Annotated in this window: 13 protein-coding genes; 8 read left to right on the plus strand and 5 right to left on the minus strand. The window is 69.5% G+C overall.

Translation table 11 applies throughout. The features are described 5' to 3' along the window. Positions 1-31: 31 nt before the first annotated feature. The 4 genes from OHS58_RS45975 to OHS58_RS45990 all read right to left on the minus strand — a co-directional run bounded on the left by OHS58_RS45975 (position 32) and on the right by OHS58_RS45990 (position 2,889). On the minus strand, positions 32-484 hold the full coding sequence (locus tag OHS58_RS45975; protein WP_328646454.1) for a GNAT family N-acetyltransferase: 453 nt from the start codon (positions 482-484) through the stop codon (positions 32-34). 10 nt (positions 485-494) lie between these two features. Continuing rightward, complete coding sequence (locus tag OHS58_RS45980; RefSeq protein ID WP_328646455.1) at positions 495-896, minus strand: GNAT family N-acetyltransferase; 402 nt, start codon at positions 894-896, stop codon at positions 495-497. A gap of 23 nt (positions 897-919) precedes the next feature. Next, entirely contained in the window at positions 920-1,963 is a 1,044-nt protein-coding gene (locus OHS58_RS45985) for an MBL fold metallo-hydrolase (protein WP_328646456.1), read from the minus strand. A gap of 104 nt (positions 1,964-2,067) precedes the next feature. Further along, on the minus strand, positions 2,068-2,889 hold the full coding sequence (locus OHS58_RS45990; protein ID WP_326946866.1) for a phospholipid scramblase-related protein: 822 nt from the start codon (positions 2,887-2,889) through the stop codon (positions 2,068-2,070). 134 nt (positions 2,890-3,023) lie between these two features. Here OHS58_RS45990 and OHS58_RS45995 point away from each other — a divergent pair, with 134 nt between their 5' ends. The 4 genes from OHS58_RS45995 to OHS58_RS46010 all read left to right on the plus strand — a co-directional run bounded on the left by OHS58_RS45995 (position 3,024) and on the right by OHS58_RS46010 (position 7,522). Beyond that, positions 3,024-4,061: a methionine synthase gene (locus tag OHS58_RS45995; RefSeq protein ID WP_328646457.1), complete on the plus strand. Its 1,038-nt coding sequence runs from the start codon at positions 3,024-3,026 to the stop codon at positions 4,059-4,061. 83 nt (positions 4,062-4,144) lie between these two features. Beyond that, positions 4,145-4,843: a hypothetical protein gene (locus OHS58_RS46000; RefSeq protein WP_328646458.1), complete on the plus strand. Its 699-nt coding sequence runs from the start codon at positions 4,145-4,147 to the stop codon at positions 4,841-4,843. An 11-nt stretch (positions 4,844-4,854) separates the two neighbouring features. Further along, the gene (gene ligA, locus OHS58_RS46005) at positions 4,855-7,035 is read left to right on the plus strand and encodes an NAD-dependent DNA ligase LigA (protein WP_328646459.1); all 2,181 of its coding nucleotides are present in this window, start codon (positions 4,855-4,857) and stop codon (positions 7,033-7,035) included. Beyond that, positions 7,028-7,522 carry a GNAT family N-acetyltransferase gene (locus tag OHS58_RS46010; RefSeq protein WP_328646460.1) on the plus strand — a complete coding sequence of 165 codons (495 nt, stop codon included), beginning with the start codon at positions 7,028-7,030 and terminating at the stop codon, positions 7,520-7,522. The genes ligA and OHS58_RS46010 overlap by 8 nt, the downstream gene beginning before the upstream one ends. 228 nt (positions 7,523-7,750) lie before the next feature. Here the strand turns inward: OHS58_RS46010 and OHS58_RS46015 are convergent, their stop codons facing one another. Next, positions 7,751-8,404, minus strand: coding sequence for an amino acid-binding protein (locus OHS58_RS46015; protein ID WP_326951804.1), 654 nt, complete (start codon positions 8,402-8,404; stop codon positions 7,751-7,753). 236 nt (positions 8,405-8,640) lie between these two features. Here OHS58_RS46015 and gatC point away from each other — a divergent pair, with 236 nt between their 5' ends. From gatC to OHS58_RS46035, 4 genes are read left to right on the plus strand one after another with little or no spacing between them, the layout of a single operon-like run. Beyond that, positions 8,641-8,940 (plus strand): Asp-tRNA(Asn)/Glu-tRNA(Gln) amidotransferase subunit GatC, encoded by a 300-nt coding sequence (gene gatC / locus OHS58_RS46020; RefSeq protein ID WP_247061885.1) that lies wholly within the window; start codon positions 8,641-8,643, stop codon positions 8,938-8,940. Then, on the plus strand, positions 8,937-10,454 hold the full coding sequence (gatA, locus tag OHS58_RS46025; RefSeq protein WP_328646461.1) for an Asp-tRNA(Asn)/Glu-tRNA(Gln) amidotransferase subunit GatA: 1,518 nt from the start codon (positions 8,937-8,939) through the stop codon (positions 10,452-10,454). The genes gatC and gatA overlap by 4 nt, the downstream gene beginning before the upstream one ends. Next, the gene (gene gatB, locus OHS58_RS46030; protein ID WP_247061889.1) at positions 10,451-11,956 is read left to right on the plus strand and encodes an Asp-tRNA(Asn)/Glu-tRNA(Gln) amidotransferase subunit GatB; all 1,506 of its coding nucleotides are present in this window, start codon (positions 10,451-10,453) and stop codon (positions 11,954-11,956) included. The genes gatA and gatB overlap by 4 nt, the downstream gene beginning before the upstream one ends. An 8-nt stretch (positions 11,957-11,964) precedes the next feature. Continuing rightward, positions 11,965-12,501: a hypothetical protein gene (locus OHS58_RS46035; protein WP_326946871.1), complete on the plus strand. Its 537-nt coding sequence runs from the start codon at positions 11,965-11,967 to the stop codon at positions 12,499-12,501. Positions 12,502-12,977 lie beyond the last annotated feature (476 nt).

Below are 12,977 nucleotides of genomic sequence, written 5' to 3' on the forward strand. Positions count from 1 at the left end.
TCCTATGTGGATGGACGAGTCGGCCGCTCGTTCAAAGTTTCAGCTTGAATCCAGTGTGGCTCGGCACGAAACCGAGGCGCTCGTAGAACCGGTGCGCCTGCGTTCTGGAGGTGTCCGAGGTGAGTTGCACAAGGGCGCACCCGCGCCGCCGTGACTCGTCGATCGCCCATCGAAGGAGGTCGGCGCCGAGGCCGGAACCCCGATGATCGGCCCGGACCCGTACGGCCTCGATTTGACCGCGAAGTGCACCGCGCCTCGCCAGGCCGGGAATGATGGTCAACTGCAGGGTTCCGACAGTCTTGTCGTCGGCCACGACCACAACCACGACCTGGTTCGGGTCCGCGTCGATAACGTCGAACGCTTGCAGGTACGGAGCTGGATCGGTGGGGTCGTCACGGGTCGCGCCGAGCTGGTCGTCCGCCAGCATGTGCACTATCGCATCGACGTCGTCACGCCGTGCCTTGCGGATGGTGTAGTCGGTCACGGCGCCAGTATCACAGCGCGCGGGTGAACCCTTGATAACTGTGCTCGAATCCGAAACGCGCGTAGAACTCCCGCAGGTCGGCGCGAGCGAGGCCAGAGTCCAGGTGGAGCCGGGTGCACCCACGTCGGCGAGCTTCGTCGACACCCCAGCTCAGCAGCGCGCTGGTCACGCCACGTCGGGCAGCGCGGATCCCTTCCAGCAGGCCCCGCGATGCCCCGTCCCAGGCCAGGCCTCGCATCACCGTCAGTTGCGCGGTGCCTACGACGCCGTTGCCGTCCTCAGCTACGACCAGCGTGACGTGCGGGGTGCTCGTGAGGTCGCGGAGTGCGGTTGCCAGCGGTCCGCCCGGTGCGCCGAACAGGCGCTCGATCGCCTCGATGTCCGTTGCCCTGGCACGTCTGATGACATCCATTGCACCCAGTATGCAGGAAGTTCTCAGATCACCGAGTAGTGCAGGACTCCGTCGACGACCTGCGCGGTCAGTTTGCCTTGCGAAACCAGCAGGTCGAGATGTGCCGCGGTTTCCAGGACTGCGAGCATCCGGTTGAACGAGTCCATTTCGGACAGCTTGCGCTTGCGGCGGGTCCAGCCGACGCGGTTCGCAGCCTCGAACGCCGTGCTCGCGCCGGCAGCGATCTGCCCGCCCATGGTCTCGAGGCGTTCACGGTGGTGTTCCAGCAGTTCGTCGACCCGTGTGTGCACGCTCTCCGACACCGGACCATGGGCGGGAAGCATGCGACGGTCAGGCATGGAGCGCACCAAGCGCAGCGAATCCATGAAGTCGTTCAGAGGCAATTCGGCCGGCACCGGCTGGAACCCGATGGACGGGGTGATGTGCGGGAGCACGTGGTCGCCGGAGAACAACAGGTCGGCCGCGTCGTCGACGAAGACGACGTGTCCGCTCGTGTGTCCCGGAGTGGCGACGATGTCGAAGTCGCGTCCCGGCATGATCGATCGGCGTCCTGGTGTCAGCCACTCGTCGGGCGCTTCCCACAGATCGGCTTCCCGATGACGCCGGTTCGTGCCGAACTCGCGCCCCAGCGCTTCGACGACCTCGCCGGCGCCCGCCTTGAAGAGGAGGTCGACCTGGGCTTCCATCGGCAATCGCTCAGGGTTGCCCGAGACCTTCAGCGACGGCTCTTCGTCTTGGCCGAGCGCGATCTTCGAACCGAACTCACGGCGGAGCACGACCGCCTGCGAGTAGTGGTCGCGGTGGACGTGGGTCACGAGGAACTCGCTGACGTCGGCGAGCTCGGCGCCGATCCCGCCGAGGGCGTCCGTCAGCTGTTGACGGGCCACGTCCAGCGCCCAGCCGGAGTCGACCAGGACCAGCTTCTTGCCGTCTGTGACCGCGTAGACGTTCACCGCGCGCAGGCCGTCGTTGGGCAGCGGCAACGGGATCCGGTAGACGCCCGCCGACACCTCGTAGATCCCCGGTTCGGTCCAGTTCCGGTCGCTGCTTTCCGGCAACGGTTCCACGGTGACCTCCGTCCCGGCGAGACTCCGGCGTCCCGGCCTTTCTTCACCCTGAGCCGTGCCGGGTCCGCTGTCCACCTGGAGGAGATGAGACACCGGTCACTAGGTCAGTCGGTGTCCTGCTTCAGGGCGGTGTCGATCGTGAGGGCCGCGGCGACCACCATGCTGGCCAGCGGATCCGGCAGTGGGTGAGGGATCTCGACCACGTAGTTGTCGGCCGTGGTGAAGGCGGCCTTGATGAAGCCGCCCCACGTCTTGGTCACTCGGGCGACCTCGTTGCCGGTGTGGTCCCGGATGGAGAAGTTCCAGGCGCGCCAGTTCTCGGCGAAGATCCCGCCGACCGAACGGCCGTCGACGACGAAGCCGAAGCGGATCTTCCCGAACACGTTCTCCTGGACGATCTCGCCGATCGGCGACTCGTCGGCCCGGGTGACGAGGAATCGGGACTTGAACACCTTGGCCGGCCGCGTCACCTTCAGCACCGTGCTGTGGTTGGCGTCGCGGACCTCGAACTTGTGGGTCAGGAACTGGTCGTAGTTGGTCAGGAGCCGGATCGCCTTCTTCAGCGGGCTCTGGCCGACCTCGACGACTCCGCCGATCCGGGTGCCGTTCTGGTCGAAGACGCCGAACTCGTTGGCCATCTCGATCAGCTTGGCGCGCTGGTTCACCACCAGAACCGGCTCGGTGAACAACGTCCCGCCGCCGTTGCGCGCGCTGCCGCGGCCGCGGGTGGCGCGGCTGACCTGGTTCTGGATCCGCGACGGGTCGTGGGCGCGTTCGATGTCCAGCTCGATCGGCTCGGAGTCGCTCGGCGGGACCTGGTGGGCCGGACGCGTGTTGGCGGTCCAGGCCTGACCGTCCCACCAGCGGTGCAGCCGCGGGTCCCGCGCGTCGGGATACCAGCCCGGTTGCGGTGGCGAACTCGTCATGACCGGGCAGCCTATCCGCGCGGACGCGCCCACGGACCACGTAACGGGAAATGCGGCGTATGTCCGCCTCCGTGGAGTGCGGTGCGGTGGCCCGGTCGGTGTCGGTGGCCGGTGGTCGACCAGAATCCGGGGTTGTGAGCAAACAAGCTTGGCCCAGCGGTGCTGCGACGGCGATCGGCTCGATGCCCGGCACGGACCCCGCGGAAGCGGCGGCGGTCGTGTTCGGCGAGCTGCCGGACTTCCCGCACCTGCCGGAGTTGCCGGCGCGCGGCGTCGGGGCGGACATGCTCGGGCGGACGGCGGCGCTGCTGGTCGACCTGGCCGTCGAGGTCGTGCCGAGCGGCTACCGCGTCACTGCCCGGCCGGGGCACGAACACCGGCGGGCCGTCGACCTGCTTCGCTGGGATCTGGACGCGCTGCAGGAGGCCAAGGAGAAGGCCGGGGTCACGCCACCTGCCTTCAAGGTCCAGCTCGCCGGGCCGTGGACGCTCGGCGCCGGGATCGAGCTGCCCCGCGGCCACCGGGTGCTCACGGACCGCGGTGCCCTGCGGGACTTCACGTCGTCTCTGCTCGACGGCCTCGCGGAGCACGTCGCGGAGGTCCGGTCCAGGATCGGCGCTCCCGTGGTCGTCCAGTTCGACGAGCCGTCGCTGCCCACGGTGCTGGCCGGCGGGCTGTCGACGCCGTCCGGCTACGGGAACGTCGCGGCGGTGCCGGGACCCGAGGCTCGTGACCTGCTCGCCACCGTCATCGAAGGGGCGCGCGCGATCACCGGCCAGCCGGTGATCGTGCACTGCTGCGCTGCGGAACCGCCGCTCGGTCTGCTGCGCGAGGCCGGCGCGGACGGCCTGGCGTTCGACCTCCGGGTGCTCGACGGCGTGTCCGCCGCGTTCCTCGACGAGATCGGCGAGGTGTGGGACGGCGGGGCGACGCTGTTCATGGGCGCGATCCCGACCACCGAACCCGCCGCTCCGCTGAGCCTGAAGGACGTCGGTGAAGCGCCGTTCCGGCTGGCGAGCCGGCTCGGGTTCAACGAAAGCGTCCTGGCCGAACGCGCCGTGCCGACCCCCGCCTGCGGTCTTGCCGGTGCGACGCCGGACTGGATGCGCCGGGCTCTCGAGCTGTCCCGCGAGCTGGGCAAGGCCTTCGTGGAGCCGCCGGAACGTTGGTGACGGAATCTGGCAACTCGCCGACGTCGTGCGGCACGCCAAGTAACGTGGCGGGGAAGCCGACCGAACGAGGACCACCGATAGCCATGCGCCTGTTCCGCCGCAAGAGCTCCGCCGCCGATCCGCCCGACCCGCGCACCGCGTGGCCGGAGCAGCACGTGCCGGCGGACCCGGCCGTCGCCGCGGAGACGTTCTGGCAAGGCTGGTACGACCTGCTCCCGATGGTCAGCGCGGCGCTCGGCGAGGGCGAGCCGCACCGGGTCGAACACGAGCTCTGCCAGCTGGTCGAGGCCTTGCACCCCCGGCTGCACTTCTCGCTCGAACGTGGTCGTCGGTCGATCTACGCCCTGGTCGTGACCGGCCAGGAGGACCCCGAAGTGCGGCCGTTCACCGACGCGTGGCGGGCCGCCGCGCCGCCGGACGACGCCATCTGGGAGTACCACGACTCGGTCCCGCCGGTGCCGGATCCGACCGAGGTCACCGTCAACCTCGGCGAGTACCGGATCTCGCTGGCCGATGTCCGGGTCGTCGCGCAGGTGGACGAGGACGTCGTCGACGTCGCCGTCTTCCACCCCGGGTTCCGGGACCTCGACGAGGCCGCGCGGCTGACCATGACGTTCCTGCCCCTCGACGCCACATTGGGTGAACGTCTGGCCGCCGAACGACTACGGCGTGTCGAGACTGCGGAGACCGAACCGGCGGGCGCGATCACCCTTTTGGAGTTCCGTGAACTGGTTCGCGGGCTCGGCGGCGGGACGCCCGAAAATGTCGGTGCCGCCGACTAGGGTTACCACCCGTGAGCAGCACAGACCTTCCCCAGGACCAGATCGCGGCGGTGGCCGCCCCGGAGGCCGCCGAGGACGTCACCGACGTCCCGGCCGACGTGCGTGAGCGCCACAGCGCGCTCGCGGAGGAACTGCGCAACCACCAGTTCCGCTACTACGTCCTGGACTCGCCGATCGTCTCCGACGGGCAGTTCGACGAGCTGCTCGGCGAGCTGCAGGCGATCGAAGACGCGCACCCCGCGCTGGTCACCCCCGAGTCGCCGACCCAGCGGGTCGGGGGCACGTTCTCGACCGAGTTCACCGCGTACGACCACCTCGAGCGCATGCTCAGCCTGGACAACGTGTTCGACCGGGACGAGTTCCTGGCCTGGGTCGAGCGCGTCGAGAAGGAGGTCGGCCGGACCGAGTTCCTCGCCGAGCTGAAGATCGACGGCCTGGCTATCAACCTGTTGTACGAAAACGGCCATCTCACCCGGGCGCTCACCCGGGGTGACGGCCGCACCGGCGAAGACGTGACGCTGAACATGCGCACGCTCGAGCAGGTGCCCGAGACGCTCACGGGCACCGAACAGTTCCCGGTGCCCGCTCTGGTCGAGGTCCGCGGCGAGGTCTTCTTCCGCGTCGAGGACTTCCTCGAGCTGAACGCGAAGATGGTCGAAGCCGGCAAGCCGCCGTACGCGAACCCGCGCAACACCGCGGCCGGGTCGCTGCGGCAGAAGGACCCCAAGATCACGAAGGAACGCCGGCTGCGGCTGATCTGCCACGGGCTCGGCAAACGCCAGGGGTTCGAGCCGCAGCGCCAGTCCGAGGCGTACGACGCGCTGGCCGCGTGGGGCCTGCCGGTGTCGCCGCACAGCAAGGTCCTGACGACGGCCGAGGAGCTCACCGAGCACATCGCTTACTGGGGCGAGCACCGCCACGACGCCGAGCACGAGATCGACGGCGTCGTCATCAAGGTCGACCAGGTGTCGTTGCAGCGGCGGCTGGGCACCACATCGCGCGCGCCGCGGTGGGCGATCGCGTACAAGTACCCGCCCGAAGAGGCGATCACCACGTTGCTGGACATCCAGGTCGGCGTCGGCCGCACCGGGCGGGTGACGCCGTTCGCGGTTACCGAGCCGGTCACGGTCGCGGGGTCGACCGTCGCGCGCGCCACCCTCCACAACGGGGAAGAGGTCAAGCGCAAGGGTGTGCTGATCGGCGACCGGATCGTCATCCGCAAGGCCGGTGACGTCATCCCCGAGGTCCTCGGGCCGGTGGTGGACGCGCGCACGGGCGACGAGCGCGAGTTCGTCATGCCCACCCATTGCCCGGAATGCGGCACCGAGCTCGCCTACCAGAAGGAGGGCGACAAGGACATCCGCTGCCCGAACACCCGGTTCTGCCCCGCGCAGCTGCGGGAGCGGCTCTTCCATCTGGCCGGCCGCGGTGGTTTCGACATCGAGGTTCTCGGCTACGAGGCGGCGGTCGCGCTGCTGGACGCGCGGGTGGTCGCCGACGAGGGTGACATCTTCGACCTGAACGAGGACAACCTGTCGGAGGTCGAGCTGTTCCGCACCAAGGCCGGCGAGTTGTCCGCGAACGCGCGAAAGCTGCTCAACAACCTCGACGCGGCGAAGGACCGCCCGCTGTGGAAGGTGCTCGTCGCGCTGTCGATCCGGCACGTCGGGCCGACGGCCGCGCAGGCGCTGGCTCGCGAGTTCGGCTCGGTCGAGCGGATCGAGGAAGCCACCGAGGAGGAGCTCGCGGACGTCGACGGCGTCGGCCCGACCATCGCGCGCGCGACCCAGGAGTGGTTCGAAGTCGGCTGGCACCGCGAGATCGTCGAAAAGTGGCGACGTTCCGGCGTGCGGATGGAAGAGGAGCGCGACGAGTCGATCCCGCGCAACCTCGAAGGGTTGTCGATCGTGGTGACGGGTTCGCTCGACGGGTTCTCCCGCGACGAGGCCAAGGAGGTCCTCATGGCCCGCGGTGGCAAAGCGGCCGGGTCGGTGTCGAAGAAAACGGCGTTCGTCGTCGTCGGTGACTCGCCTGGTTCGAAGTACGACAAGGCAATTCAGCTGAAGGTGCCGGTGCTCGACGAGGCCGGCTTCCGCGTCCTGCTGGAGCAAGGGCCCGAGGCGGCGCGGGAGGTGGCGCTGCCGGTCGGCGACGAAACCACCGAAGACGAGTCCGGGGAGACGGATGGGTGATGTCGAAATCCGGCCACCGCGGCCGGAGGAGTACGCGGCGGCCGGCGAGGTCACGGTCCAGGCCTACGACGTCGACGGTCATCTGACCGGAGACGTCGGGTACGACGCGGTGCTGCGTGACGTCGCGCGCCGGGTCGAGCTGGCCGAGGTGCTCGTCGCCGTCGGTGAGGCGGGGGACGTGCTCGGCTGCGTGACGATCGTGCGGCCGGGTTCGGCGTACGCGGAGATTTCACGTCCGGGCGAGCTGGAGTTCCGGATGCTCGCGGTGGCGCCGTCGGCGCGTGGCCGTGGAGTCGGGGAGGCGCTGACAAGGGCCGTGCTCGATCGCGCCCGGACGCTGGGGCTTCGCCGGGTGGTGTTGAGCAGCCTTGACGGGATGCGCAGCGCGCACCGGCTCTACGAACGTCTCGGGTTCACCCGGCTGCCCGAACGCGACTGGCGGCCGTTCCCGCACATCTCGCTGGTCGCGTATCAGATCGACGTCTGACCGGGCGAGGGTGACAAGGGTTTGTTGTCGAAGGGGCGACGTCTTGAGAAGAGACGTCGCCCCTTTCCGGCAATTGCGTGACCCGCTCCGGCATTCGGCCGCCGCGACGATCTCGGGGCGTCGTCGAAATCGGCGAATGCACGACCAGCTGTTAACGGCCGCGCATAACCACCCGGCCGGGTGGCCGGGATGGCGTTGCCGGATTCGGGCGACGCGGTCTACCTCGCGTCAGCCGTCGAGGACGACCGCGACGATCCCCGCCAGGTGAGCGAGCCGGGCGACTTCGGCGGCGCGGAAGTTCGGTCCACCCGGGCGGGCCACCAGCAGCGCCTTGCCCGGCTTGCCCAGTGGGGTCGCGGCCAGCTCGGTACCCAGTTCCTTCCACGTCTCCGGGATCCAGGCCTCCTCGCTGTCGAGCACCGTCGCGCGCTCGAGCGGCAGCCAGGGCAGGTCCGTGATGGGAGTTTCCGGCGCGGCACTCGACGACGCCAGCCGGACGGCGCCGGTCTCGGAGTACTCGACGATCATCGCCCAGCCCGCGCGCACGATGCGGGGCACGCCCTCGGCCAGGATGTCGAGACCGGTCTTCGGCCGCGCGGCTATCTCTTCGACGAGCTCGAGCTCGCGGTGGGTGTCGAGCACGCCCGCGTACGGGCGGACCGCGTCCACTTCGACGCCCTCGACACTCTCCGCCGCCGTGATCAGCGCGTCGGGCAAGCGGCCCGACGGGAGCTCGACGACCAGGTCGTCGACGGCCACGCCCGTGCCGCGTTCGACGACGTCCACGCTGAGTATGTCCGCGCCTACCGTGCCGAGGGCCGTGGCGACCGCGCCGAGGGTCCCCGGGCTGTCCGGAAGGATGACCCGGATCAGGAACGACACCACGCGCCCCTCTCACCTCTGGCGTCCCAGCCTTGCCGTGGGACGCTCGATGCCGGTCGCCGATTGTGACAGACCCACCCGGCTCGCGGGACCCACTGTCCGCCGGGCGGGACTTCGGTGTCGCCGGACGGCACTCGGCTTGCGCCGGGCGTAACCCAGTCGAGTCCGCCCACGCCGCCACCATAGACTTGCAGCTTCCGAGACAACCCGCACAGCACAACCCGGGAGTCACCCGCGTGCCCAACATTTCCCGAGACGAGGTCGCGCACCTCGCGAAGCTGGCCAGGCTGGCCGTGACCGACGACGAGATCGACGTCTTCGCCGGCCAGCTCGACCAGATCCTGGACTCGGTGGCCAAGGTGAGCGAAGTCGCCGCCGAAGACGTGCCGCCCACTTCGCACGCCGTGCCGCTGACGAACGTCTTCCGGCAGGACGTCGTCCGTCCCGGGCTCACCCAGCAGCAGGCCCTGGCCGGTGCGCCGGCCGCCGAAGAGGGCCGGTTCCGGGTGCCGCGGATTCTGGGGGAAGAGCAGTGACCGAGCTGATCAAGCTGACCGCCGCGGAACTGGCGGAGAAGATCCACACGCGCGAGGTGTCCGCGGTCGAGGTCACGCAGGCCCACCTGGACCGGATCGCCGAGGTGGACGACCACGTCCACGCGTTCCTGCACGTCGACACCGAGGGCGCGCTGGCCGCGGCCAAGGCCGTCGACGAGGGCATCGCCGGTGGCCAGGCGCCCGTGTCGCCGCTGGCCGGCGTGCCGCTCGCGCTGAAGGACGTCCTCACCACCGAAGGCATCCCGACGACGTGCGGGTCGAAGACCCTCGAGGGCTGGATCCCGCCGTACGACGCGACGGTGACGCGCAAGCTGCGCGAAGCCGGCGTCGTCATCCTCGGCAAGACCAACATGGACGAGTTCGCCATGGGGTCGTCGACGGAGAACTCGGCGTACGGCCCGACGCACAACCCGTGGGACCACGCCCGCATCCCGGGCGGTTCCGGCGGTGGTTCGTCGGCGTCGATCGCGGCCTTCGAAGCCGCGCTGGCGATCGGCACCGACACCGGTGGCTCGATCCGGCAGCCCGGCTCGGTCACCGGCACCGTCGGCGTCAAGCCGACCTACGGTGGCGTCTCGCGCTACGGCCTCGTCGCTTTCTCGTCGTCGCTCGACCAGGCCGGGCCGTGCGCCCGCACGGTGCTCGACGCCGCGCTGCTGCACGAGGTCATCGCCGGCTACGACCCGATGGACTCGACGTCGATCGACGCGCCGGTCCCGCCGGTCGTCGCCGCGGCCCGCCAGGGCGCGAACGGCGACCTGTCCGACGTTCGCGTCGGCGTGGTGAAGGAGTTCGGCGGCGACGGCTACCAGCCGGGCGTGCTGCGGTCCTTCGAGGCAGCGGTCGAGCAGCTGCGCGCGCTCGGTGCCGAGGTCGTCGAGGTGTCCTGCCCGAACTTCACCTACGCGCTGCCGGCGTACTACCTGATCGCGCCGAGCGAGTGCTCGTCGAACCTCGCCCGGTTCGACGCCATGCGCTACGGCCTGCGCGTCGCCGACGACGGCACGCACAGCGCCGAAGAGGTCATGTCGCTGACGCGCGAAAAGGGCTTCGGTGCCGAGGTCAAGCGGCGGATCATGCTGGGCACGTACGCGTTGTCGTCGGGCTACTACGACGCGTACTACGGCTCGGCGCAGAAGGTGCGCACGCTGATCACGCGTGACTTCGCCTCGGCCTTCGAGAAGGTCGACGTTCTCGTTTCGCCGACCACGCCGACCACGGCGTTCAAGATCGGTGAGCGCGTCGACGACCCGATGGCGATGTACCTCGCCGACTTGTGCACCATCCCGTCGAACCTGGCCGGCAACGCCGCGATGAGCGTGCCGAGCGGCCTGTCCGACGAGGACGGGCTGCCCGTCGGCCTGCAGATTATGGCCCCGGCGCTCGCCGACGACCGGCTCTACCGGGTCGGCGCCGCCTACGAGGCCGCCCGCGACGCCGCCGCCGGCGGTTCGCTGGTCCACAAGGTCCCGGAGCTGGGAGGAACGAAGTGACTGCCGTGGCCGAGTTGATGGACTACGCCGACGTCATCGAACGCTTCAACCCGGTGCTCGGGCTCGAAGTGCACGTCGAGCTGAACACGAACACCAAGATGTTCTGCGGCTGCGCCAACGAGTTCGGCGGCGAGCCGAACACGAAGGTGTGCCCGACCTGCCTCGGCATGCCGGGCGCGTTGCCGGTGGTGAACGGCAAGGCCGTCGAAGGCGCGATCCGGATCGGCCTCGCGCTGAACTGCGAGATCGCCGAGTGGTGCCGGTTCGCCCGGAAGAACTACTTCTACCCGGACATGCCGAAGAACTTCCAGACGTCGCAGTACGACGAGCCGATCGCCTTCAACGGCTACCTCGACGTCACGCTCGACGACGGCGAGGTCGTGCGCGTCGAGATCGAGCGCGCGCACATGGAGGAGGACACCGGCAAGTCGCTGCACGTCGGTGGCGCCACCGGCCGGATCCACGGTGCCGAGCACTCGCTGCTCGACTACAACCGCGCCGGCGTGCCGCTGATCGAGATCGTCACCAAGACGATCGAGGGCACTGGCGAGCGGGCTCCCGAAGTCGCTCGGGCGTACGTGTCCGCGCTGCGCGACCTGCTGCGCGCGCTCGACGTGTCCGACGTCCGGATGGACCAGGGCTCGCTGCGTTGTGACGCGAACATCTCGCTCATGGCGAAGGACGCGACCGAGTTCGGTACCCGCACCGAGACGAAGAACGTCAACTCGCTGCGCAGCGTCGAGCGCGCGGTGCGCTACGAGATGACGCGGCAGGCGGCGATCCTCGCCGACGGCGGCACGATCAAGCAGGAGACGCGGCACTTCCAGGAGGCCGACGGCTCGACGTCGCCCGGCCGCACCAAGGAGACCGCCGAGGACTACCGGTACTTCCCGGAGCCCGACCTGGTCCCGATCGCGCCGTCGCGCGAATGGGTCGAGGAGCTGCGCGGCACGCTGCCGGAGATGCCGGCCGAGCGTCGGAAGCGGATCCAGCAGGAGTGGTCGCTTTCCGACGAAGCCCTGCGTGATCTGCTGAACGTCGGCGCGGTGGACCTCGTGGCGGCCACGGTCGAAGCCGGCGCGAAGCCGGACGAGGCGCGCGGCTGGTGGGTCAACACCCTCGCCCAGGAGGCCAACGCCCGCGAGGTCGAGCTGGCCGACCTGGCCATCAGCCCGGCCCAGGTGGCCGAGGTGATCGGGCTGGTGACGTCCGGCGAGCTGACGAACAAGCTGGCCAAAGAAGTCGTCCAGGGCGTGCTCGCCGGCGAGGGTTCGCCGCGCGAGGTCGTCGAGAAGCGCGGGCTGAAGGTCGTCTCGGACGACTCGGCGCTGCTCGCGGCGATTGACGAGGCCCTGGCGTCGCAGCCGGACGTCGCGGAGAAGATCCGCGGCGGCAAGGTGGCCGCGGCGGGCGCGATCGTCGGCGCGGTCATGAAGGCGACCAAGGGACAGGCCGACGCCAAGCGGGTCCGCGAGCTGATCATCGAGCGCGTCGGTTCCTGACCGCTTTCATGACACAGCCGTTTTCCGTCAAGAGCGTCACCTGGCGCGAGTGGCTCGGCTTGGCGGCCGGGCTGCTCGCGCTGGGGTCGACGTTCCTCCCGTGGACCACGCTCAGCACCAACAAGCCGGACATCGAGGACATCCTCTCGCAGCTGCCGCACGACCAGGTCGTGCGCGACGCGTGGGATTCGAGCTTCTTCGCCTGGTGCCCGCCGCTGCCGTTGCTGCTGGCCGGGCTGGTCGTGGTCGTGTTCGGACGAGTCCGGAACGTGCGGGTCAGCGGCCTGCCGCACCTGTGGCTGGTCGTAGCCGCGGCGTCGGTGCTGCTGATGGCGATCGGCTGGCTCACGCTCGACTGGGAGTTCGACGCCGACCAACGGGGCATCTTCGAGGCGGCCGGCATCGCCATCGGGCCGGGTTTCGGCCGGTTCCTGGGGATGTTCGCCGCGCTGGCGTCCGGGGTGGTCGCTTTCCTGGACGTGCGGGCGATGCGCGCCGAAAGCCGGCAGCCGCGGAAACGCAGCCTGCGGGGCAAGAGCCGCTGACCCGCAAGAGGGCGCACGGTCCGTGGACCGTCTGACCCTCTCGGTGTGCGGTGGCGAAGCCCGCGAATCTTTCTGATGTCGGCCTGCGGTGGCAAGGGCTGGGATCCGCTTGACGTCGGTTTGCAGTGACGAGGTCCGCGGATCGCTCCCGCCGTCGATCTCTGGCGGCAACATTCGCCGATCCGCCTGAGGTCGGCTGTCGTGGCCAGTTTCGGTGACCTACTGGACCCGTGCGTGACGGCAAAGTCAGCCCGCTGATTCTGATCGTGACGCTGTTGCCAGGCCCCACAAGTGCGGTGGCCGACCAGTCTGAGCCGGTGCGTTCTCGTCCGTTCTGGTTGTGCACCAGGCGCTGACAACGTTGACAGTGGGACGGCCTGTTGCGTGAGAAAGCGCTTTCTGCGACGGTCGAGAAGGCCGCACTCCGGGGATGTCGGGACGTGGAGGCCGGTTGCCGGGCATCGCCGCGGAGGGGA

It is taken from the genome of Amycolatopsis sp. NBC_00348 (assembly GCF_036114655.1).
GTDB lineage: Bacteria > Actinomycetota > Actinomycetes > Mycobacteriales > Pseudonocardiaceae > Amycolatopsis.